This window comes from Ligilactobacillus sp. ESL1201 (assembly GCF_058503265.1).
This window is the reverse complement of sequence record NZ_CP196362.1, coordinates 1,403,456-1,427,292: the sequence shown is the minus strand read 5'-3', so window position 1 is coordinate 1,427,292 and position 23,837 is coordinate 1,403,456. Positions and strand designations below refer to the sequence as shown.

The following is a 23,837-nucleotide window of genomic DNA, read 5'->3' as shown; positions in this document are numbered from 1 at the left end:
TTTGTGCAACTTAATTGCCTTATCCTACCACTTAGCTTGGCTGAGCTACGACTGGTCCTAAAGCCGCAGACGCCGGGCTTTTTCTTTGCTATATTAAGTGGCAAGGAGTGATGAAATGATTTTAACGACTACTGATTTAACTAAAACTTACGGCACTAAAATGGCGGTCGCTCACCTAAATTTAACGGTCGCACGCGGAAGTTTGACCGCCCTACTCGGTCCTAACGGTGCCGGGAAATCAACGACGATGAATATGTTGATCGGGTTGATCACCCCAACTGGCGGGCGGATCGATTACCAAGAGCAAATCAAACTCGGTGTGGTATTTCAAAATAGCGTGCTTGACGCGGAGTTGACCGTCGCGGAAAACCTCAAGTTACGGGCTAAGCAGTATCGTAATTTAGCGATTGATCGTGTAGCACAAGTCAGCGAGCAGTTGGGACTGACAAATTTTATGAAACAGAAGTACGGGACCTTGTCGGGCGGCCAGAAAAGAAGAGTCGATATTGCACGGGCGTTGCTGAACCAACCGGATATTTTATTTTTAGACGAACCAACAACGGGGTTGGATATTCAAACGAGAACGGCGATCTGGGAATTACTGCGTCAGTTAAGGCAAAACGAACACTTAACGGTGATCTTAACGACGCATTACCTGGACGAAGCCGATGAAGCCGACCAAATCTACATTATCGATCACGGTCAGATCAGTGCTACTGGCAGCGCAGATAGCATTAAGGAACGTTACGCTAGGGATCGTTTGACGCTTCAATTTAAGACGGAACCCGATACTCACGCTTTTCCGGCCTTACTGAGTCAGCAAGGCAAAAAGGTGGTATGTGCGCCGCGGGATAGTCGCCAGGCGTTACAAATTTTAAATACCTACCAAGAACAACTGGTCGATTTTGAATTTCAGCTGGGCTCGTTGGACGACGCGTTTATGGAATTAACTGGAAGGGCGGTGCGTTAGGTGTTAGCAATGAGCAAACGTAATTTATTACTATACTTTCGCAATCATGCGGGGATCTTATTTTCTCTTTTAGGCGCAACTATTTCGTTTTTATTGTACCTGATATTCTTGCGGAAAATGCTGGTTGATAGTTGGCAAGACGTCGCACACGCTGGCCAATTATTAGATCTATGGTTAATGGGCGGGACTTTGACCGTGTGCGGGATGACGACGACTTACACGGCACTCGGACAGGCGATCAAAGACCAAGAAGATCAGGTAACTCAGGATTTATTGTTGACCGATCTAAGTAACATGCGCCTGCAGTTTAGTTACTTATTAAGCGCGACGGTGATTGGGGTGATCATGCAACTGGTTTTACTGGTGTTGATGGCTGCCTATTTTTATTTTAGCGCTGACTTGATGCTGGGGTGGCAGCAATTGCCGGGATTACTGGTGATACTGATAAGCAATGCCGTGTTGTCTGCCATTATTAATTTGATATTATTGCACTTTGTCAAAACAACGACCAACGTCGGACAGTTAGGAACGGTGATCGGAACTGCTGCTGGTTTTTTGGTGGGAACTTATATTCCTATTGGGGTCATGCCTCATTTCGCCCAGTTGTTAGTCAAGGTCACTCCCGGAAACTACTTAGCATCGTTATACCGGCAAGTATTAATGAAGCCTAAACTAACTGACCTATTTAGCGGCGATAGTGTTATGCGCCTCGACTTTGAAAAAGAATTGGGAGTGCGCATTAAGTTGCATAATTTATTATTAAACTTTAGTCAGACGACGTATTTGTTGTTAGGAATTTTGGCGGTGGCGGTGATGTTTGTTATACTATTGTACGCACGACCAAAATCACGGAGTTAAGGGGATAGCATTTTGGTACACGGTTATTTTGAAAAAGATCCGACGGCTAAAGAACCGGTAGTGATAGTCAGAGCCGCTGTTAATGATGCCGCGGTTCAGGAATTGCTGGACTACATTAACAATTATCAGGTTCCTCAGTCTAATATTTTATCGGTCAAAACGGCGCAACAACTAAAAATGATCAAGCTCGATACGCTGATCTTAGCCGACATTCAAAAAAATAGACTACTGATTTACACGACAGAAGGGGTGTTAGCGACCAACGAAACGCTGATCCACTTTGCCCAGCGAGTGGGGCGAACTGATTTTATCCAAGTTTCTAAACATGCTTACATTCAATTAGACCACCTGCTCTCACTAGCCGATAGTTTTTCAGGAAACATGACGGCGACGTTGACCACAGGGGTGAAGACCGACGTGAGCCGCAAGTACGTCAAGTCGTTGATGCGCCATTTAGGGATAAAGTAGGAGGAAGCTATGGGTAAAAAAGTGATCCACGATATTTTGATTGGACTGGGGTTTGGTTCGTTTTCTTATTTGTTGGTACTAATGTTTAAAATTCAACCGACGCCGCCGACGAGTGCTAATATTGCCAGTATTTTACTGATGAGTGGTGCGATCGGTGTGCTGACGTTACTCTTTGACATTGAACAGTTAAATTTTTTGCTGGCGCTGTTTATTCATTTTTGTTGCACGTTGCTCTTGGCGGTCGGCACGATGATTTACAACGGGTGGCTGCGACCGTTTTTACTGACGTACCATTTCTGGCTGACGTTTGTCGTTATCTATGTAGTAGTGTGGCTGATCTGTCGGCTGGATATTTATCTGACGACCGAAAAAATCAACCGTGCACTGGCGGAAAAGAAAAAGTAGGCCGTAAAACAAGGCGGTTGCTGACTTGACGAACGCGCTTAAGTCTATTAACTTATGGAAAACAAAAGAGGGAGCACGATCAGTCTATTACTTACGGAAAATAAAAAAGGGATTGGGACAAAACCGCATTTTGCCCCAGGCCCTCTTTTTGTATTTATAAAATTTCAGTTAGTGCGGTTGACAAATCCGTCACCGGCTTGCCCAGGTACTTGGCGAAATCCGGGGAAGCAACCTCCAAGGAATGTCCAGCAATCACTTCTTCAAACGACACTAAACTCTGCGCCACTTCTAGCGGCACTTGCGCGTTTGTTGCTAGGAATTGTGCGGTCGTCTGTGCGTCTGCACTTTCAACGGTGATCTCTTGGTGAGTAACGCTTGCTAGGCCAAAAGCCAGCTCTGAGTAGGAACGCAGTGGTCCACCTAACTCTAAAACTGCGGGAAAATCAAACTGACCACAAACTGCGCGTGCGGCGACCGTAGCGTATTCGCTTTTAAGCGCCCAACCGGCTTTGCCAGAACCACCGTGATGAACTAGCCGGCCACTATTTTTAGCTGCAGTCAGTAGGGGCAATTCATTTTCTAAGTACCAGTTGTTACGCAAAAAGGTGTGCTCGATGTGAGCGTTACTGATCAATTCTTCGGTGTACCGGTGTTCGTCAGCTAAGTCACTGGTCGAAGTATCGGCGTGACTGAAGCTAGTGTAAGCAATGTAGTTAATGTTAGCCGCCTGAGCCGCAGTTACCACGTTTTTATGCTGTGGTTTACGGGACCCTACAGCGCTGCCAGAAACAAATAAGAGCCGGTCGATCCCACTGAAAGCTTTTGTGAGGGAATCGAGGTGATCGTAGTCACCAATGCGAACTTGAAAGCCCTCCTGAACTAATTTTTGTGCCTTCTGTTCGCTGCGTGCCAGCGCATAGATCTCTGATTGGGGTACTAATTTTACTAGTGCCTGTAAAGCGTAGTGACCAAACTCGCCGGTAGCACCTGTAACTAAAATTTTCATGACGATCATTCCTTTACTAACTTTTTGGAAGTATAGTTATAGCATAGAAGAACTAAGCTCTTTCGTCAAGTAGCTGCAATTATTCTGTAGTAATTTAGTTAAATTAAATATCTATTGACAATAATAAATTATTGTATTACGATAATAAAAGCTAAAGGAGAGTGATTCGAATGGAACGAAAAACTAGGATCTCGTTAAGATTTCTCACTATTATGACTACGTTAGTGCAGTACTTGATGTATTTTTTGAGTGGGGTGTCTGTTCTTGTAACCGTTGTGGTAACTTTAAACTATGGCAAAGGCGATATGACGGTCACTGGATTTGGTAAAAAGGTTTTAGCAGTTTCGGGTAATCGGACTGCTTTGCTATCTACTTTTTTGTTGACCATGGTTTGGGTGCTTTGCGTTTTTGCAACCATGATCTATATCGCTAAGACGTTACACCGCTTGTTAGTCAATATGGAGCACCAGCAATTTTTTGTTGCGGATAATTTACGTTGCATCAAGCGAGTCTTGCAGGGAGTTTGGGTAGCTTTGGCACTAGAGTTGGTTGAAATGATGGGTGAGGTAATTATCCCGCTGGTTTTTGTCGGCGGCAAAATTCAGGTTGATTTCACCGGGGTCATCATCACGTTAGTCTTTGTGGCAGTTTGCTACACGGTTTATACTTTAGTTAAGAACGGAATGCAACTCAAAGACGAAAACGATTCTTTTATTTAGGTGATAATATGATCAAAGTGAGATTAGCACAAGTAATGTTAGAGCGCGAGATTTCTTCCAAGGAATTGGCTGCTCAAGTAGGGATCACGCCGGCCAACCTGTCGAATTTTAAAAATGGCAAAGTCAAGGGGTTGCGGTTTAACACCTTGGAAAAGATCTGCAAGATATTAGACTGTCAGCCGGGAGACTTGCTGGAATACGTGGCAGATAAAGAATAATTGCACTAAAAAAACGATTGAGTAATCAATCGTTTTTTTGCCGTTTCTTGGCTAAGTATTCTTTGCCGTAGTAGACCGCGTAACACAGGATCAAAAATGGCACCATGTAAAATAATGCGGGCCGTTGCGTCGGGTCAAAGACTATCAAGACACACGATAACAAACTGGCGATAAAAGCCGCCCACGGGACGAGCGGATACCACGGTGTTTTGTATTTTAACTGCGCAACAGTGTGGCCGTCTTTTAACCATTGTTTACGAAAGTTGATCTCGGATAGCGCGATTGCCATCCAAACGATCACTACCGCCAAGCCCGAAATGGAAACTAGGACCAGATAAACCGTCGAAGCGGCATAGACGCTGGAGATCAAAGCAAGCACGCCACCGACCATACTGAGGCATAAGGCGATCATTGGTACGCCGCGTGAATTGGTGCGCGCGTATTTGAGCGGGATCATTTTTTCGTGTGCCAGTGACCATAACATCCTAGTCGAGGCGTATAAACCGGAATTGGCGGCCGATAAAATGGCGGTCAAAACGACGAAATTCATGATGTCTCCGGCAAAAGGCAACCCCATTTTATTAAAGACTAGAACGAACGGACTTTCGTTGACGCCGGCTTTTTGCCACGGGATCAGTGCGGACATTACGATGATACTACCGATGAAAAAGAGAACTAGGCGCAGCAATGTTGTGTGGATCGCTTTGGGTAAAGCGACGGCTGGATTTTTAGTTTCGCCGGCAGTCACACCGATCAATTCGGTTCCGGAAAAAGCAAAATTGACGGTCAACATGGTGGTAAAGACGGCTTTAAAACCATTGGGGAATAGCCCATCTTTAAACAAATTATGAAAAAGTGGTGCGTGGGTGTAGCCTTTCATGGGGATCAAACCGAAGATCGCGGCCACACCTAAAATGATAAAGACGACAATGGCAATTACTTTGATACTGGAAAATAAAAATTCGGTATTGGCGAAAAATTTGGCGGAATAGGCGTTAGACACGAAAATCAAGATTATGAATAACAAACTCCATACCCAGGTCGGTGAGTGGGGAAACCACTCTTTCATGATGATGCCGGCCGCCGTGAACTCGGAGCCTAGCGCGACCGTCCAAGTCAGCCAGTATAAAATAGCGACGGTAAATCCGGTAGCCGGACCGATGAATTTGGTGGCGTAGACGTGAAAAGAGCCGGTCTCGGGCATGGCCACGGATAACTCGCCTAAACACAACATCACTAGATAAACGATCACGGCGCCTAACGCGTAGGCGAGGATTGTCCCGATCGGACCGGCTTGATTGATCGTATAACCGGAACTTAAAAATAGGCCAGTGCCGATAACACCGCCTAGTGAGATCATTAATAATTGATATTGGTTCATACTTCTTTTAAGAGCGGTTTTGTTTTTTTTCAAATTCTACACCTTGCTTTGAGAAAGTTTTATAAACTATAATAGCATCAATTTTAGTTTAATAGCAATAAGGAGTGTGAACGGGATGGAATTAGGTGAAGTGCAACGATTTTTTAGTGAAAAAGTCCGGTTGATCGACGGTGCGATGGCTGGTGAACTGGAAAAAAGAGGAGTCGCGACGGACAATGAATTATGGTCTGCCGAAGCATTGGTCACCGACCAAGATGCGATCGCAAATGTGCATCAAAGTTATCTGGAAGCTGGCGCCGAAGTAATTACTACTGATAGTTACCAAGCAAATGTTCCTGCATTTACGCAGAGCGGTTATAGTAAACAAGACGCCGAAAAAATGATCGTGTGTTCCGGACAAATTGCTGTTCAAGCACGGACGAAATTTTTGAAGGCAACGGGTCAACCTAAAACGATCCTAGTCGCAGGAGACGTGGGTCCTTACGGCGCTTACTTGGCTGACGGGAGCGAATATCGCGGTGACTATCAGTTGACTAAAGAAGAATACCAGGAATTTCACCGGCCACGCATGCGTTTATTAGCCGATAGTGGTGTTGATTTATTTGCCTTTGAAACGATGCCTAATTTTAAAGAGACGCAAGCACTCACGGAACTATTGGAACAAGAATTTCCACAAATGGGTGCGTGGCTATCGTTTAGTGTCGATGGCAAGAATAGCCTGTGTGATGGCACTCAGTTAGCGACTGCCGTTAAATATTTTGCTAGTCACCCACAGATAGTAGCGCTTGGTTTTAACTGCACGGCACTGGAAAATGTTTCTCGCCTGTTACCTGCAGTTGTTAATAATACGACTAAACCCGTGATCGTTTATCCTAATAACGGTGATACTTACGATCCGGTAACTAAAACGTGGCAGTCTAAAAATAATCCGTTACACTTGGCAGACTTAGTACCGGACTGGTTAAAAGCGGGTGCCAGGGTATTAGGCGGTTGTTGTCGCACGACACCAGCGGATATCCAACAAGTGAGAAATTACTTAGATGATCTAAGCTGATTTCAAAAAAGATAAGAAAATTTTAATTTTACGCTTGACAACCACGGCTGTAATGATTATTATTAAAAATAATTAAATTAAAGATTAAAAAACGTTGAGGAAGACAAGTAGTGTCGTGTCACTTAATAGCGAGCCCGGTGTAGTGTGAGCGGGTAAAGTGATGCGGTATGAAACTCACTTCTGAGTTGTTGACTGAAATTAATTAAGTTTTACCGGCAGGCAGCCGTTATCACCGCAGCAAAGCACTATTGAGTGTTTTGATTAAGTAGATAAAAGGTGGTACCGCGTTACTGACGCCCTTTTAAAGAGAATTTCTCTTTAAAAGGGTGTTTTTTGTCTTTAGGTAAAAACTGCGCAGAAAATGACAGCCAACGCACAACTAAAAATTTAATTTAATTGCATTAAATCAAATATTGAAGATAAGGGAGTGTTTTCTTATGATAAAAGCAGCGCAACAAAAAGAACATAAAATGACTGTTAAAGATTATGTTTATACGGTATCAGCCGGGGTGTCTAACGCCGTTTTAGTAATGTTAGGTGTCGGTTTGTTGATTCAGTCGATTGCTAATTTTTTACACTGGAATGCACTCTATCAGGTAGGTGCGATCGCGCAATGGATGTTAGCACCGGCTTTTGGCGCGGTCATTGCGACACAGTTGAAAACTAATTCGTTAGTAATGTTTAGTTCCATGATTTCTTCTACAATTGGTGCTAATGCAGTTTATTTTACCAGTAGTGCGATGAAAGGCGTGTCGCCAACTGGTAACGTATTGATGGAAGCTGCTCATTCGGGAATTTTTACTTCCGGTCAGCCGATCAGTGCCGTGGCTGCCGGTTTGATTGCAGCGTTAGTCGGTAAATATTTGACCGGCAAAACACCGCTGGACATGATGTTGGTGCCACTGTCTGCTACCTTGGTCGGTTCGATTTCCGGGTTGGGGTTGGCCAGTGTCACGACACCTGCTTTGAACTGGTTGAGTGATTTTATCGCCCAGTCGATGCAAGTTAATCCGTTGTTAGGCTCGATTTGCGTGTCGTTTGCATGGGCATTGTTCTTAATGACTCCGGCATCTTCAGCCGCTTTGGCCGTGGCCGTTATGCTTGATCCGCTGTCTTCGGGCGCTGCTTTGATCGGTACGACCGCTCAATTTGTCGGCTTCCTGGTAATTTCATGGCGGCAAAATAACTTGGGCGCTAACATTGCTCAGGGCTTCATCACACCTAAGATCCAGTTTCCTAACCTACTGATCAATCCGATGTTAGCCGTGCCGTCCTTTATTTCGGCGGTGGTTGCCGCACCGATTGCCGCGATGGTTTTCCATTTCAAGGTTAACTATACACTAGCAGGTCTGGGCCTGAATTCTTTGATCGTACCGATCAACTTGGCTTCAAGCAATCCTAAAGCCCTAGTAGTTTATCTCGTAATGGGCGTTTTAGTACCAGCAATTATTTCCTGGGTAGTTTATAAAGTAATGCTGAAGCTCAAGGTGGTCAAAGACGGTCAGTTGCACGTCGAAGTTGTCTAAAAGTTAAATTAGTGCTTGACAATGAGGCTAATTCAATTTATATTAAAAATAATTAAATAAAAGATTAAAAAACGTTGAGGAAGAAAGTAGCAAGGTGTTTGGCTGAAAGCGAGCCCGAATTGGTGAGAGCGGGTGAGCAGGCACGGCGTGAAAATCCCTTCCGAGTTGTTGACTGAAATTAATTAAGTTTTACCGGCAGGCAGCCGTTATCACTGCAGCGAATCGCATTTAATCGTCATTGAATGCCGCTCGTATTGAGGATATCAAAAGGTGGTACCGCGCTATGCGCCCTTTCAAAGAGTTGAACTCTTTGGGAGGGCTTTTTTTTGTGGCTGGTGGTAAAAATCTGCGCAGTAATTGAGGACAAACACGTCATAATTTTTTATTTGAAAAGTAATTGATGCTAAGACAAAGGAGAATTTTTAATGAAAAAGAAATTATTGTGGGTTTTGTCCCCAACTTTATTGCTGGGATTGTTATTAGCAGGATGCGGGCAAAAAAATACGGCCGTTAAGGATAAGCCGTTAAACGTAACGATTCAGTCTGAAGCACAAATTGCAGATCCGAATAAAAATACTGATACTTATTCCGATTATATTTTAAGACAGACCACGGAAGGATTGTACCGCCTTAATAATGACGGCAAGGTCGTACCGGGGATCGCAACTAAAATCGTGAAGCCAACAGATCAGGGGAAAAAGTACGTTTTTAATTTAAGAAAAAATGCTAAGTGGAGCAATGGTGATCCCGTGACAGCTCAGGATTTTGTAACTTCTTTTCGCCGGCAAGTCGACCCTAAAACCAAAGCACAATATGCGAACCGGTTGGAAACTTTTTTAAATTATGATGAAGTGCATAATCAAGGACAGTCGCCAACTAATTTAGGAGTTAAGGCGCTAGGAAAGTATAAGCTGGAAATTTTGTTGAGTCGCCCGAATCCAACGTTTAATTTTGATGCGGTCACGGAATTTTTACCAGTTAACAGGACTTTAGTTAAGAAGTACGGGCAAAAATATGGCACTAGTTCAGCTAAAACGGCATCAAATGGTCCTTACGTGCTCAAGGACTGGAATTCGACTAAATCGACTTGGAAGTATGTCAAAAATAAGACTTACTATGATGCTAAAAAAGTAAAAATGAACCAAGTCAACGTCCAAGTAGTAAAAACGCCTACGACTGCCGAATACCTATTTTCTGATGGCAAGGTCCAAGAAACTACCGTCAGTGGGACAACCGTCAAAGCGGTAGAAAACAATGCTAAGTTAGCTAAACAAATGAAAAAGACGTTAACAACGCAGATCGAATTGCAATATTTTAATAAAGACAATCCTTTAGCCGCCAACGAAAACTTTAGAAAAGCCACCAGTTATTCGTTGAATCTACAAGAACTCACTAAAAAAGTGATCCAGGATGGTTCAGAGCCGTTATTGAATATGGTAGCAAAGGGAGTAGCAACGGATCCAAATACTGGTAAGGATTTTGCTGAAAGTGTTGGTAATTACAATAAATATGATCCTAAAAAAGCTACAGAATATTGGCATAAAGTTCAACAAGAATTAGGAGATCAACCGCAAAAAATTACGTTGTTGTCTAATGACACTGATACCAATAAAAAAGTAGCTGAATACGTGCAAAGCCAATGGGAAAAAGAAATGCCGGGTTTAACTGTTAGTGTTAAAGCAGTCCCATTACAACAAGAGATCGATCGGATGTTTAACAAAGATTTTGATATTGCATTATTTGGTTGGGACGGAGATGAGCCGGATCCAACTACGGACTTAGCATTAATGCAAAAAGATAATTCCGTCAATTTTACGGGCTGGGATGATTCGGAATTTAATCAGTACATGACACAAGCTCAGACACAGCTGGATAAAAATAAGCGTTTTGAATTACTGAAAAAAGCTAATAAAAGGGCGATGGCAGTCCGAGCATTTAGTCCAATGTACCAAAACGCACAAGTCAATTTAGTAAGTAATAAGGTTAAGGGGATCAAGTATACCCCATACAGTACTTGTGCACAGTACCGCTACGTAGAGTGGAAATAAAATTACGGTAGAAAGAAGGAAATTGGTCAATGCAAGAAAGGGTTACTCCAAAGGATTTAGGGAAATTAAAAACTATCTCGCAGTTAACGGTGGCTCAAGGACAATGTTTTTATGCTGAAAATGCGATTGATCTAGCCGAAAATAGCTATACCTCGACGTTAAAAAGTATTGACCATGATAAAGTAAAACGAACTTGGGCTCAGGGGGGGTTCGATAGCCAGCCCGTAGTAACGGCCGATCATTATTTATATTATGTCCATCAAACTGACGATGGTCACAAACAGCTTTATGGCATGTCGTTAACCGGTGGTTGTGCGTTTTTGGTAAAGACAGTGGGAAACGTGGAACAAGTGGTAAGTTCAAAACAGGGAAAATTGCTATTTTTGAAGGTGAAGGAAACTAAAGAAGAAGCTAAATTCAAAACCGCTAAATTTCCGACACCGCGCCATGTCACCAAACTTAACAATAGACAAGATGGGTATGGCTGGCTGGAAAATGATGCTAAGTATTCTTTAGTACAACTAAATTTACAGACGAAAGAAATTTCAACATTGTTTGAACAGAAATATGATTTCCACCTTTTAACAGCTAGTATTACCGGTGAGCAGGTAGTTTATGCTCAGGGAACTCATCCTGAAATTGATACGGACTATGACCCAACTCAGGCTATTTATTTGTTTGACGTGAGGACAAAGCAAAAAGTGTGGGTAACTAAACAAGTACCGCAAGGAATTTTTAGTGAAGCACAATTTATGAAAGCAGATTTGTTGCTGACGGGAAATGATGATAGTCACCCGCAACAAACTGTTAATGATCTCTGGCTATATAACGCTGAAACTCAGCAGTTGACTAACCTAACAACACAATTGACACAAGCTGATGTTGGCTATGGCGGGGGCTTAAGTTCTGATTTACTGCAAAATTTAAGACAACAAACCGTCAGAATATTAAGTGGGGAAAAATTTATTTTTCATGCGCTTTATCACGGACATAGTCAATTGTATATGGGTGACCGCAACGGCAAGTTAACTTTACTCAGAAACAAAGCAGAATACATCACTGAATTTGAAGTAGTTAACGAAAAACAATTGTTGCTAGTTATTTCTACCCAAGAAAAAGCCAACGAATTAAGGCTGCTAGACCTCGAAGCAGGAAAAGAAACTGTTGTAGATAATCCAAATCAGGACTACGAAGAAGTTCATGTTTACGCTCACCCACATCGTTTTAATTATTTAAGTGCTGACCAAGTCCAGTTGGAGGGCTGGTATTTACCAGCGATAGGTGAACAAGAACAAACGCCAGTCGTTTTATACGTTCATGGTGGACCGCATACGGCTTATGGAGAGGCATTTTTCCAGGAATTTCAGGTTTTGGCTAGTTGGGGATACGGTGTGGTTTTTGTTAATCCGCGAGGCTCGACAACTTACGGCCAGAAATTTTGCGATGCAGTAGATGGTCACTATGGCGAAAAAGATTTTACGGATCTTTTAGCTGGATTAGATTATGCTTTAGAGCATTTTCCAGAATTGGATCCACGTCATCAATACATCGTTGGTGGTTCGTATGGAGGATTTATGACAACTTGGGCGGTGGGACATACCGATAGATTTAAAGCGGCAGTCGCGCAGCGCAGTGTCACGGAATGGCAAAGCATGTATGGCGCTTCTGATATTGGCTATTGGTTTGATAGAAAAGAGTTAGGCGCTGATTTATTTGCTGGTAGGCAAGCGCGCGAGAAGTACTGGCGCATGTCGCCACTAGCTTACGCCCAAAACGTTAAAACGCCAGTTAGGTTACTGCATGGTGAATGGGATATGCGCTGCCCGATCTTTTTAAGCGAGGAATTTTTTACGGCGGTTAAATTGGCGGGAGGAACAATTGATATGATCCACTACCCGCAGTCATTTCATGGACTTTCGCGTAATGGATTACCTTCGTTACGAATTCACAGAATGGAAGATATCAAAGAATGGTTTGAAAAATTTGTCTGAATAAAAGGGGTCTACAAAATGAAATTTACTAAAGTGTTACTGGGCAGTGTGGGGTTATTGCTGGGTGTGTTTTTAGTAACGCAGGTACCGGTGGAGGCTAAAGCGAAAACTTTAACGGTGATGTTACCGAGCGAGCCGATCACTACGGATCCCAATAAAAATACCGATACCAACAGCGGCAGTATGATCAACCAGACGATGGAAGGCCTGTACACCGTTAACAAGAAACACCAGATCGTTGCTGGGGTAGCTCAAAAAGTGGTACGACCGACTAATGATGGTAAGACTTATACGTTGAAATTGAGGAAAAATGCACGTTGGGCTAACGGAGATCCGGTAACGGCGCAGGATTTCGTTTACTCGTTTAGAAGAATAGCTGATCCTAAAACTAAAGCGCAAAATACGGCAGCCTTTAAAACGGTCGTGAATTTTAACGCGGTCCAGGAAGGTAAAATGCCGACCGACCAGTTAGGAGTTAAGGCGCTAGACAAACGAACGCTGCAGATCAATATGACGGAAAAAACACCGTGGTTTGCCGATTTAGCCGCGACGGCTTATTACCCGCTACAACAAAAATTTGTTAACAAGTACGGGCAAAGTTACGGCACAAGCGCAGCTAAGACTTTGTGTAACGGGCCTTATGTTTTGCAGGATTGGAACAGTACTAAAACTTCTTGGTCTTACCGCAAAAATCCGTATTATTGGGATGCTAAGCACGTTGCCATTAAAAATATCAAGGTCAAAGTGGTCAAGGAACAAAATACTGCGGTCAATTTATATAAAACTAACAAGTTACAAGAAGCGACGATCACGGGGCAATACGTTAAAGCTAATCGTAGCGACAAAAATTTACAAGCTCGTTTGTTAGGCCGGATCAATTACTTATACTTTAACAGTCACGACCAAGCAACTGCTTCGGAAAACTTACGCCAAGCATTTTCGTACGTGATCGATCGCAGTAAGATCACCAAAAACGTGTTACAAGATGGCTCAAAACCAGCTTTAAGTGTCGTACCGTTAGGTGACCAAAAAAATCCAAGTAATCAGCGCGATATGGCTAAAGACGTGGGCAATTTATTACCGACCGACGTTAAAAAGGCTAAAAGCTACTGGAAAAAATACTTAGCCGAGCAGGGCAAAAAGAAAGTCACGCTTAATTTATTGGTGGATGACACGGACGAAGACCAACACGTTGGTGATTACATTCAGTCCGTGACCGAGAAGAATTTTCCGGGGTTGAAACTAACGCTGACGGCAATCCCCCACGCCCAACATGTCAGTCGCGATTTTGCTAACAAATACCAAGTCAACTTGACGGGCTGGTCCACTAGCTGGTTAGACGCAACTGATTTCTTGAATTTAGCTGCTGCAGGCAACAAGGTTAACTTTTCTGGTTGGAGTGACCAAAACTTCAACGATTTGTTGACTCAGGTCAAAGGCCAAGACGGGCAGCAAAGATATGACACCTTGGTAGCGGCTAATAAACGGTTGATGGCGGTCAAAGGGATCGTGCCACTTTATCAACCGGCTCAAGGCAAGTTGGTCAGCTCAAAGGTAGGAGGCTTGCATTACTCGTTACTGAGTGATGCGCGCTATCAGTTTGCTTATTGGAAATAAATAATCATAATTTAGGAGGAATTATCATGACTCAAACTGTATTTTTTAACTGTAATTTATTTGACGGCAAGACGGAACAAACGCAAAAAGATGCGTGGTTTTTAGTGGATGACGATACGCACAAATTAACGCGGGTCGGCACGGGTGAGCAACGACCAAATAGCGAAAAACAAGTTGACTTGCACCAACAATACGTAATGCCCGGTTTCTTTAACGTTCACGTGCACGTCGATTTGGATCCGACCACGTTTGCGACCGCGCCGGGGCGTTCCGAAGCGGAAGCCGCAGTCTTTGCCTACCAAAACATGCAGACGCTTTTGCGGTCGGGAGTGACCTTTGTTCGGAGCTGTGGCACGGGGTTTGACATCGATTTGAAGCTCAATAAATTGCGTGCCGCCGGTAGGTTACCTAATACCCCGCACATGATGCCATCGGGTAAACCATTTTCGATGACGGGCGGTCACGGTGACAGTGGTCCTGACGAAGGTAATATGGTTGATTCGCCGGACGAAATGACTAAAGGAGTGCGGACCAGCTTACGAGCAGGAGCACAGAATATCAAGGTGATGGCGACCGGCGGGGTAATGTCTCCCGGAGATTTTATGGATGATCCCCAGTTTTCGGTGGCAGAAATGAAAGCCGCGGTGACGGAGGCGCATCATAAGCGCCACACAGTTGCCGCCCACGCCGAAGGGAACCCGGGGATCCAAAATGCGCTGGATGCGGGTGTGGATTCGATCGAACATGGATTTTACGTGAATGAAAGTGAAGCCCAGCAGATGATCAAACAGGGAACATACCTGACACCAACGCTGATCGCCGAATTTAACATCGCTAAGTACGGCAAGGGTGTTTTACCGGACTGGATGTTGCAAAAAGACGTCGACGCTGTGGCAGACACTAAGAAAAACTTGAAGGCCGCTTATCAAGCAGGTGTTAAATTTACCTGCGGGACCGACGCCGGGACGCCATTTAACGGTTTCGATAAAACGCCTGAAGAATTCGAGCTACTGGTTAATACGTTGGGAATGACGCCGTTTGAAGCCTATCAGTGCTCGTCCGTTAATTCGGCTAAACTGTGTCAGGCAAACGAAGAGTACGGCACGCTCGAAGTAGGCAAGTACGCCGATTTTCAGGTACTAACGGCCGATCCGCTGGCAGATGTTAAAGCCGTCCAGCAAAAAGACAAGGTTGTTTACTTGCACGGACAAAAGGTTGAATAACTGGTAAAAAAAGCTTGACAAACCATTAAAATGTGATTATTATTATATTCAACTAAATAATAAATTAAAAAACGTTGAGGAAGATCAGTAACGTTGGATAGCCTGCAAGCGAGCCCTGGTTGGTGGAAAAGGGTGAGGAGATGCGCGTGAAATTCCCTTCTGAGTTGTTGACTGAAATTAATTAAGTTTTGCCGGAAGCAGCCGTTATCACTGCAGCGAATCGCCTGATTTTAAAGGGGCCGTTCGTATTGAGTTTAACAAAGGTGGTACCGCGCCAAACGACGCCCTTTCAAGAAGTGCAAACTTCTTGAAAGGGCGTTTTTTTTGTTACGAGTAAAAACTGCGCAGGTTTTTTAGTCAAAAATAATTTTTGTTTAGTAAAAGAGATGCATCACTGGCCAAGATTGCATTTACTTTAATCTAACTATAAGGAAGTCGTGAAATGAAACAGCATAAGCTTTTACTAAATACTATATTATTACTGACGGGAATCACCGTTGGCAGTGGGCTCGTCACGGCCCATGCGGCAAATGTAAAACAAAATAAGGTATTAACGGTGATGTTGCCCAGTGAGCCGATCACGGCTGACCCTAATAAATCTGCGGATACTAATAGCGATGCCGTGATCACGCAGACGATGGAAGGTTTATATACTTTGAACCGTAAACACCAGATTGTTCCTGGAGTAGCTGAAAAAATTGTGCAGCCGACTAATGAGGGCAAGACTTATACGCTAAAATTGCGGCAAAACGCTAAGTGGGCTAACGGTCAGCCGGTAACTGCGCAAGATTTTGTCTATGCTTTCAGACGAATAGCCGACCCTAAAACTAAGGCACAAAATACCGGTGCTTATGATAACGTTGTTAATTTTAAGGAAGTCAATAGCGGCAAACTGCCAAGTGATCAGTTGGGGATCAAGGCATTGGATAAGCGCACATTACAGATTGATTTTACGGAAAAAACACCATGGTTTAACGATTTAGCAGCTAAAGCTTACTACCCGTTAAATCAAAAATTTGTTGCTAAGTACGGTAAAAATTACGGTACTAGTGCAACTAAGACCTTATCTAACGGCCCGTATGTTTTAAAAAATTGGGATAGTACTAAGACTTCGTGGGATTACCAGAAAAACCCGCATTATTGGAACGCTAAAAGTGTAGCTATTAAAAAAGTTAAGACTAAGGTAATTAAAGAACAAAATACCGCAGTTAATTTGTATAAAACTAATAAAATTCAAGAAGCAACCATTACCGGACAATATGTCAGGGCTAATCGCAGTGATCCGAATTTGAAAACTCGTTTACTGGGAAGAATGAATTTCTTATATGTCAATAGTCAAGATGAAACCGTTAATTCTGAGAATTTTAGGCAAGCTCTTTCCGCCGTGATTGACCGGCGTAAATTGGCTAAAGATGTATTACAAGATGGTTCTAAACCCGCTTTGAGCATGGTACCGCGTGGTGATATGCAAAATCCGCAAAAAAAACAAGACATGGCAACGGACGTGGGCAATTTATTACCGACCGACGTTAAAAAAGCTAAAAATTACTGGAACAAATATCTAGCCGAACAAGGTAAAAGAAAAGTTACTATTAACATCTTGACCGATGATACCGATCAAGACCAACATGTAGCCGATTATATTCAATCTGTGGCTGAAAAGAATTTTAAGGGCTTGAAAATGACCATCACTGCGATTCCCCACGCGCAACACGTTGACCGCAATTTCGCTAATAAATATCAACTGAACTTATTAGGGTGGTCCACTAGTTGGTTAGATCCGACCGACTTCTTTAACTTTGGTGAAAGCCATAATGCGATCAACCTGTCACACTGGCACAACCAAGAATTCGATGACTTAATGGCTCGGGCTAAAAATCAAGGTGGGCAAGAACGCTATGATACTTTGGTAGCCGCCGATAAACAGTTGATGGCAGTTAAAGGAACGATCCCACTTTATCAGCCGGTAGAAGGCAAGTTAGTTAATAAACATGTGGGGGGATTAAATTACTCATTACTTAGTGGAGCCAGGTATCAATTTGCGTATTGGAAATAAAGATAAATTCAACGAGGAGACGATCAAATGACGGAAACACTATTTTATCACTGTAATTTATTTAATGGCAGGGACAATGAAATTAAAAATGATGCGTGGTTACTGGTAGCTGACGAGACGCATAAAATTGTGCAGGTGGGAACTGGTAGTCACCCAGAAGCCGCTAACAATATCGATTTGCACCAAAATTATGTGATGCCAGGGTTATTTAACGTTCACGTGCATATTAGTGATGATCCCACAGAATTTAAAACCGACCCGGAAATGACGGAAGCGCAAACCGCTGTTCGTGCTTACCAAAATTTACAGATTTTGTTGCGCTCGGGTGTAACCTTTGTGCGCAGCTGTGGTACTAATTTTGATATTGACATTAAATTGAAAAGATCACAGGTCAAGGGTAAATTACCGCAGACTCCCCATTTAATGACGTCTGGACAACCGTTTTCGATGACTGGTGGACACGGCGATGGCGGGCCCAATACTGGCTATTTAGTCGATACACCAGCTGAAATGACTAAGGGGGTACGCAAGAGTTTAAAGGCCGGGGCCGAAAGTATCAAGATGATGGCGACCGGCGGGGTAATGTCACCGTGGGATTATATGGAAGATCCCCAGCTCTCAGTAGCCGAAATGAAGGCGGGGGTGATAGAAGCTCACCATAAGCGGCGCATTGTAGCAGCTCACGCCGAAGGTAATCCGGGAATTCAAAACGCAATTGACGCAGGAGTGGATTCGATTGAACATGGTTGCTACGTTACTGTGGCTGAAGCACGGCAAATGATTGCCCAAAAAATTTATTTAACACCAACATTGTTGCCACCGTATTGTATTGCTAAGTATGGCAAAGAATCACTGCCGGATTGGATGTATCAAAAAGATATCAACGCCGCCGAGGATTTAAAACGTAATTTAAAAGCTGCATTTGAAACAGGGGTCAAAATGACTTGCGGTACCGACGCGGGCACACCGTTTAATGGCTTCGATCAAACTCCAAAAGAATTGGAGTTGATGACTGTTCAACTGGGAATGACCCCTTTTGAAGCTTATACGACTTCTTGTATTAATGCGGCTAAACTGTGTCAGGCAGACGCAGAGTACGGCACGCTAGAGGTTGGTAAGTATGCTGATTTGCAGGTACTAACGGCCGATCCGCTGGCTGATGTCAAAGCCGTCCAACAAAAAGACAAGGTTGTTTACTTGCACGGACAAAAAGTAGAGTAAAAATTACTAATGGTACTTGACAAAAGCCTTAAATGTTATTATGATTAAATTCAACTAAACAATAAATTAAAAAACGTTGAGGAAGATCATTAGCGTTGGATTTCCTGCAAGCGAGCTCTGGTTGGTGGAAAAGAGTGAGGAAATACGCGTGAAACTCACTTCTGAGTTGTTGACTGAAATTTAATTAAGTTTTACCGGAAGCAGCCGTTATCACTGCAGCGAATTGAATTTGATCTCGAGCTCAGATCGATCCAGTTTGTAAGTTTAATAAAAGGTGGTACCGCGCTAACGACGCCCTTTCAAGGAGTAAAAACTTCTTGAAGGGGCGTTTTTTATTTGGTAAAAAATGCGCAGTTTCAGGTTAATATTTTTTGCTTAGTTGAAGTCAGGAAATGAATTAAAACGATTTTAATTTACCGTAAAGGAAGTCAGGCAATGAAATTAACAAGGATAATAGCTAATAATGTTTTACTGTTGTTGGGGGTTAGTGCGGTATTAGGAATTGCTACTATTAGTGTCGATGCTAGTCAAAAGCCCTTGACGGTAATGTTACCTAGTGAGCCGATTACGGCTGATCCTAATAAAAATACTGATACTAATAGTAGTGATGTGATCAACCAAATCATGGAAGGTTTGTATACTTTTGACCGGCAACAACATGTTGTTGCTGGCGTAGCCGAAAAAATCGTGCAACCAACTAATGACGGTAAAACTTATACGTTGACTTTAAGAAAAAATGCACGTTGGGCTAACGGAGATCCAGTGACTGCTCAGGATTTTGTGTATTCGTTTAGGCGGATTGCTGATCCTAAAACTAAAGCTCAAAATACTGCCGCATATGATAACATGGTTAATTTTAAAGAAATTCAAAAAGGCAAGTTACCGACCGACCAACTGGGAGTCAAAGCGTTAAATAAGCGTACACTACAAATTAACTTTACGGAAAAGACGCCGTGGTTTAATGATTTAGCTGCTACTGCTTATTATCCGTTAGACCAGAAATTTGTGGAAAAATATGGTAAAAAATACGGTACCAGTGCGGCTAAGACAATGGCTAATGGACCTTACGTGTTAAAAAACTGGGACAGCACCAAGACTTCGTGGGATTACCGGCAGAATCCTTATTATTGGAATAAAAAGCACGTAGCAATCAAACATGTCAAAGTTAAGGTAGTTAAAGAAGAAAACACCGCAGTTAATTTGTATAAGACTAACAAGTTACAAGAGGCGACTATTACGGGGCAATACGTCAAGGCTAATAAAAATGATCCTAATTTGCGGACCCGTATGTTGGGACGAATGACGTTACTGACCTTTAATAGTCAGGATAAAATTACTAATTCTGAAAATTTGCGGCAAGCAATTTCTTACGTGATAGATCGGCATAAGATTACTAAAAATGTATTACAAGACGGCTCTAAACCCGCGCTGAGTATGGTGCCGCGCGGCGACCAACAAAATCCACAAAATAAGAAAGATATGGCCGCGGATGTTGGCAATTTATTGCCGACGGATGTGAAAAAAGCGCGGGAATACTGGAATAAATATTTGGCCGAACAGAGTAAAAGAAAAGTCACTATTAACTTGTTGACCGATGATACTGACGAAGATGAACACGTGGCAAATTACATTCAATCTGTAGCCGAAAAGAATTTTAAAGGACTCAAGATGACAATTACTGCGATTCCCCACGCGCAACATGTTGACCGTGATTTTAGTCAAAAATTTCAGATCAACATGATCGGCTGGTCTACTGATTGGCTGGACTCTTCAGACTTTTTAAGTTTAGGTCAAACTGATAATTCAATCAATTTTACTCATTGGAGTGACCCGGATTACGATCATTTGCTAACTGAAGCTAAGAGTCAAGATGGTCAGGAACGCTATCATACTTTGGTTGCCGCTGACAAACATTTGATGGATGTCAAGGGGATTGTTCCTTTGTACCAACCGGCACAGGGAAAGCTGATTAATAAAAACGTCGGGGGGTTAAATTATTCGTTACTGAGTAATGCGCGTTACCAATATGCCTATTGGAAATAGAAAAGTAATAATGAGGAGGAATTAAGATGACACAGACTTTATTTTTTAACTGTAATTTATTTGATGGTAAGCACGAGAAAACCATAACTAACGCGTGGTTTTTGGTGGATGATCACACCCATAAGATCATACAAATGGGAAGTTCTAGTGAACAACCGGATGCAGATCAGAATGTAGATTTACAACAACAGTATGTAATGCCGGGATTTTTTAACGTTCACGTGCATATCAGTGATGATCCAACTACTTTTGAGACGGATCCTGAATTGTCGGAAGCCGAAACAGCTATTTTGTCTTACCACAATTTGCGTACCTTGTTAAAATCAGGGGTAACTTTTGTGCGCAGCTGCGGGACTAATTTTGATATTGACATTAAACTTAAAAAATTACAAATTAAGGGAAGATTACCACAAACGCCACATATTATGACGTCGGGAATGCCTTTTTCAATGACTGGGGGACATGGTGATGGTGCGCCTAATACCAGCTATTTGGTTGATTCGCCCGCCGAAATGACTAAGGGAGTGCGCAAAAGTCTCAAGAACGGTGCTGAAAGTATCAAAATGATGGCAACTGGCGGAGTGATGTCGCCGGGAGATTTTATGGCAGATCCTCAATTATCGGTAGCAGAAATGAAAGCCGGGGTGGCTGAGGCTCACCATAAACGGCGAATAGTGGAAGCTCATGCCGAAGGCAACCCGGGAATTCAAAATGCGTTGGATGCTGGTGTTGATTCGATTGAGCATGGTTTTTATATCAACGAACAAGAAGCGCAGCAGATGATCAAGCAAGGCACATACGTGACTCCTACTTTAATTGCGGAGACGATTATTGCACAAAAAGGAAAGGGAATATTACCGGAATGGATGCTCAAAAAAGACGTTGATGCTGTTGCAGATTCTTACCGTAATTTGAGTGCGGCCTTTAAAGCCGGAGTAAAATTTACTTGTGGCACGGATGCTGGGACACCATTTAATGGCTTTGATATGACTCCCGTGGAGTTTGAATTATTGGTGACTAAAATTGGCATGACCCCATTTGAAGCTTATGAAACTTCGTGTATTAATGCTGCTAAATTGTGTCAGGCAAGTGAAGAGTACGGCACGCTAGAGGTTGGTAAGTACGCAGATTTTCAAGTGTTAACGGCCGATCCACTGGCAGATGTTAAGGCAGTGCAACAACCAGATAAGGTCGTTTACTTGCACGGTAAACGAGTCGGTTAGGAAAAATTGATAGCTGACCGAATTGGATTAAGGGGGATGTCAAATGACTCAGATGAATTTTAATAAGTACCGCAAAAATTATTTTATGCCACCGCAAGTCGATATGAGCTGGCTGGCTAAAGAATACCCGCATAAAGCACCTCTATGGTGTAGCGTTGATTTACGCGATGGTAATCAAGCTTTAGTAATTCCGATGAGTTTGGAAGAAAAAATTGAATATTACAAGATGTTAGTTAAGATCGGTTTTAAGGAAATTGAAGTGGGTTTTCCTGCCGCTTCGGAAACCGAATACGCATTTTTACGGACACTGATAGAAGAAGACTTGATCCCAGACGACGTGACGGTTCAAGTGCTGACTCAGGCGCGCGAGCATATTATCAAGCGCACTTTTGAAGCCCTTGATGGTGTTAAAAATGCCATCGTGCACGTTTATAATTCGACGTCTGTGGCGCAGCGCGAACAAGTGTTTAAAAAATCGAAAGCGCAGATTAAACAGATGGCCGTCGACGGTGCAACTATGTTAAAAGAATTAACGGCAGCCGCCGGACAGAATTACCGTTTTGAATATTCACCGGAGAGCTTTACGGGAACGGAAATCGACTATGCCTGCGAGGTCTGCAACGCGGTGTTAGATGTTTGGCAACCGACCGCTCAGCATAAAGCGATTATCAATTTACCCGCAACGGTCGAAATGTCTTTGCCTCATGTTTATGGCACCCAAGTTGCCTATCTGTCACAAAATCTGAAATACCGAAAAAACGTTGTGTTGTCGCTACATACACATAACGACCGGGGTACGGGGGTGGCCGATTCTGAAATGGGACTTTTGGCGGGAGCCGATCGGGTTGAAGGCACACTTTTTGGTAATGGGGAGCGGACCGGCAACGTCGACATCGTCACGCTGGCGCTCAACATGATGTCACTGGGCGTTGACCCGCAACTGAATTTTACGAATTTACCAGAGATCATTAGTCTTTACGAAAAGGATACGCGCATGCACGTCTATGACCGTCAACCTTATTCTGGTAAGCTGGTCTTTGCCGCATTTTCAGGTTCCCACCAAGATGCGATCGTTAAGGGAATGAAATGGCGAAAAACCAACCACCCGCAGTACTGGACGGTGCCGTATTTACACGTTGATCCTAAAGACGTCGGACGCGAGTATGATGGCGATGTGATCCGCATCAACAGTCAGTCCGGCAAGGGGGGCGTGTCCTATATCTTAGAGCAAAATTACGGGTTGGACCTTCCCAAGAAAATGCGGGAAAATTTTGGTTACTGTGTCAAGGACGTTTCTGATCACGAACATAAGGAATTGATGCCCACAGAGATCTACCAAATTTTCCAAGACAACTACGTGAACCTAGAAAAACCGTTGCAACTGTTAGATTTTGCTCTGCCACAAACTGCCGCCGACACGTGCGATGGTACGGTACGGTTAAACGTCGCTGGTACCGCTAAGAAGTTGGCTGCCCGGGGAAACGGGCGGTTGGATGCGGTCAGCAACGCCGTGCAAGAGGTACTGGGGATCCATTATTCAGACCTCGTTTACAGTGAGCAAGCGATGGAAACGGGATCGACTTCTAGGGCGATGGCTTATATTGGGATCACTGGTCAAAAAGGACAGAGAGTCTGGGGAGCCGGAATGGACGTCGATATTATCACGGCCTCGCTTAAAGCGCTACTCAGTGCGGTCAACAAACTGCCGGACGTGGAAAATAAGTTGCAGGGTAGTTAAGGAAAAGCCGTTTGTTACACGTGATTTGGCTATTTATGATCAAAAATAAAAATGGACCCGAGACGAAATTTG

19 protein-coding genes and 3 other annotated features are annotated in these 23,837 nt (G+C 43.3%); of the genes, 17 read left to right on the top strand and 2 right to left on the bottom strand.

Features of this window, described 5'->3' with window-relative positions:
• Nucleotides 1-115: 115 nt before the first annotated feature.
• From ACSYSK_RS07105 to ACSYSK_RS07090, 4 genes are read left to right on the top strand one after another with little or no spacing between them, the layout of a single operon-like run.
• On the top strand, nt 116-970 hold the full coding sequence (locus tag ACSYSK_RS07105) for an ABC transporter ATP-binding protein (protein ID WP_491714449.1): 855 nt from the start codon (nt 116-118) through the stop codon (nt 968-970).
• 9 nt (nt 971-979) lie between these two features.
• Nucleotides 980-1,828, top strand: coding sequence for an ABC transporter permease (locus ACSYSK_RS07100; RefSeq protein WP_491714448.1), 849 nt, complete (start codon nt 980-982; stop codon nt 1,826-1,828).
• Between the two features lie 12 nt (nt 1,829-1,840).
• On the top strand, nt 1,841-2,296 hold the full coding sequence (locus ACSYSK_RS07095; protein WP_491714447.1) for a LytTR family DNA-binding domain-containing protein: 456 nt from the start codon (nt 1,841-1,843) through the stop codon (nt 2,294-2,296).
• A 9-nt stretch (nt 2,297-2,305) separates the two neighbouring features.
• Nucleotides 2,306-2,701 carry a DUF3021 domain-containing protein gene (locus ACSYSK_RS07090; protein ID WP_491714446.1) on the top strand — a complete coding sequence of 132 codons (396 nt, stop codon included), beginning with the start codon at nt 2,306-2,308 and terminating at the stop codon, nt 2,699-2,701.
• A gap of 154 nt (nt 2,702-2,855) precedes the next feature.
• Here the strand turns inward: ACSYSK_RS07090 and ACSYSK_RS07085 are convergent, their stop codons facing one another.
• Complete coding sequence (locus ACSYSK_RS07085; RefSeq protein WP_491714445.1) at nt 2,856-3,707, bottom strand: NAD(P)H-binding protein; 852 nt, start codon at nt 3,705-3,707, stop codon at nt 2,856-2,858.
• 170 nt (nt 3,708-3,877) lie between these two features.
• Here ACSYSK_RS07085 and ACSYSK_RS07080 point away from each other — a divergent pair, with 170 nt between their 5' ends.
• Nucleotides 3,878-4,426 carry a hypothetical protein gene (locus tag ACSYSK_RS07080; RefSeq protein WP_491714444.1) on the top strand — a complete coding sequence of 183 codons (549 nt, stop codon included), beginning with the start codon at nt 3,878-3,880 and terminating at the stop codon, nt 4,424-4,426.
• A gap of 8 nt (nt 4,427-4,434) precedes the next feature.
• Nucleotides 4,435-4,644 (top strand): helix-turn-helix domain-containing protein, encoded by a 210-nt coding sequence (locus tag ACSYSK_RS07075; RefSeq protein WP_491714443.1) that lies wholly within the window; start codon nt 4,435-4,437, stop codon nt 4,642-4,644.
• Nucleotides 4,645-4,669: 25 nt separating this feature from the next.
• Here the strand turns inward: ACSYSK_RS07075 and ACSYSK_RS07070 are convergent, their stop codons facing one another.
• On the bottom strand, nt 4,670-6,025 hold the full coding sequence (locus ACSYSK_RS07070) for an amino acid permease (protein ID WP_491715878.1): 1,356 nt from the start codon (nt 6,023-6,025) through the stop codon (nt 4,670-4,672).
• Nucleotides 6,026-6,140: 115 nt separating this feature from the next.
• Between ACSYSK_RS07070 and mmuM the strand changes: the two genes are divergently transcribed.
• The 11 genes from mmuM (at nt 6,141) to ACSYSK_RS07015 (ending at nt 23,765) form a co-directional block, all read left to right on the top strand.
• Nucleotides 6,141-7,079: a homocysteine S-methyltransferase gene (gene mmuM, locus ACSYSK_RS07065; RefSeq protein ID WP_491714442.1), complete on the top strand. Its 939-nt coding sequence runs from the start codon at nt 6,141-6,143 to the stop codon at nt 7,077-7,079.
• Between the two features lie 85 nt (nt 7,080-7,164).
• Nucleotides 7,165-7,383, top strand: a binding site (T-box leader).
• Between the two features lie 133 nt (nt 7,384-7,516).
• Nucleotides 7,517-8,605 (top strand): PTS sugar transporter subunit IIC, encoded by a 1,089-nt coding sequence (locus ACSYSK_RS07060; protein ID WP_491714441.1) that lies wholly within the window; start codon nt 7,517-7,519, stop codon nt 8,603-8,605.
• A gap of 425 nt (nt 8,606-9,030) precedes the next feature.
• Nucleotides 9,031-10,653, top strand: a complete 1,623-nt coding sequence (locus tag ACSYSK_RS07055; RefSeq protein ID WP_491714440.1) for a peptide ABC transporter substrate-binding protein — start codon at nt 9,031-9,033, stop codon at nt 10,651-10,653.
• A 29-nt stretch (nt 10,654-10,682) separates the two neighbouring features.
• On the top strand, nt 10,683-12,644 hold the full coding sequence (locus ACSYSK_RS07050) for an alpha/beta hydrolase family protein (RefSeq protein WP_491714439.1): 1,962 nt from the start codon (nt 10,683-10,685) through the stop codon (nt 12,642-12,644).
• A gap of 18 nt (nt 12,645-12,662) precedes the next feature.
• Nucleotides 12,663-14,261, top strand: coding sequence for a peptide ABC transporter substrate-binding protein (locus ACSYSK_RS07045; RefSeq protein ID WP_491714438.1), 1,599 nt, complete (start codon nt 12,663-12,665; stop codon nt 14,259-14,261).
• A gap of 26 nt (nt 14,262-14,287) precedes the next feature.
• On the top strand, nt 14,288-15,484 hold the full coding sequence (locus ACSYSK_RS07040; protein ID WP_491714437.1) for a metal-dependent hydrolase family protein: 1,197 nt from the start codon (nt 14,288-14,290) through the stop codon (nt 15,482-15,484).
• A 65-nt stretch (nt 15,485-15,549) separates the two neighbouring features.
• Nucleotides 15,550-15,776 (top strand) — a binding site (T-box leader).
• Between the two features lie 150 nt (nt 15,777-15,926).
• Entirely contained in the window at nt 15,927-17,540 is a 1,614-nt protein-coding gene (locus ACSYSK_RS07035) for a peptide ABC transporter substrate-binding protein (RefSeq protein ID WP_491714436.1), read from the top strand.
• A gap of 27 nt (nt 17,541-17,567) precedes the next feature.
• A complete protein-coding gene (locus ACSYSK_RS07030; protein ID WP_491714435.1) occupies nt 17,568-18,761 on the top strand; it encodes a metal-dependent hydrolase family protein in 1,194 nt (397 codons plus the stop codon).
• A gap of 67 nt (nt 18,762-18,828) precedes the next feature.
• Nucleotides 18,829-19,063, top strand: a binding site (T-box leader).
• A gap of 133 nt (nt 19,064-19,196) precedes the next feature.
• Entirely contained in the window at nt 19,197-20,804 is a 1,608-nt protein-coding gene (locus ACSYSK_RS07025; RefSeq protein ID WP_491714434.1) for a peptide ABC transporter substrate-binding protein, read from the top strand.
• 26 nt (nt 20,805-20,830) lie between these two features.
• Nucleotides 20,831-22,027, top strand: a complete 1,197-nt coding sequence (locus ACSYSK_RS07020; protein WP_491714433.1) for a metal-dependent hydrolase family protein — start codon at nt 20,831-20,833, stop codon at nt 22,025-22,027.
• Between the two features lie 43 nt (nt 22,028-22,070).
• Nucleotides 22,071-23,765, top strand: a complete 1,695-nt coding sequence (locus ACSYSK_RS07015; RefSeq protein WP_491714432.1) for a 2-isopropylmalate synthase — start codon at nt 22,071-22,073, stop codon at nt 23,763-23,765.
• Nucleotides 23,766-23,837: the final 72 nt, after the last annotated feature.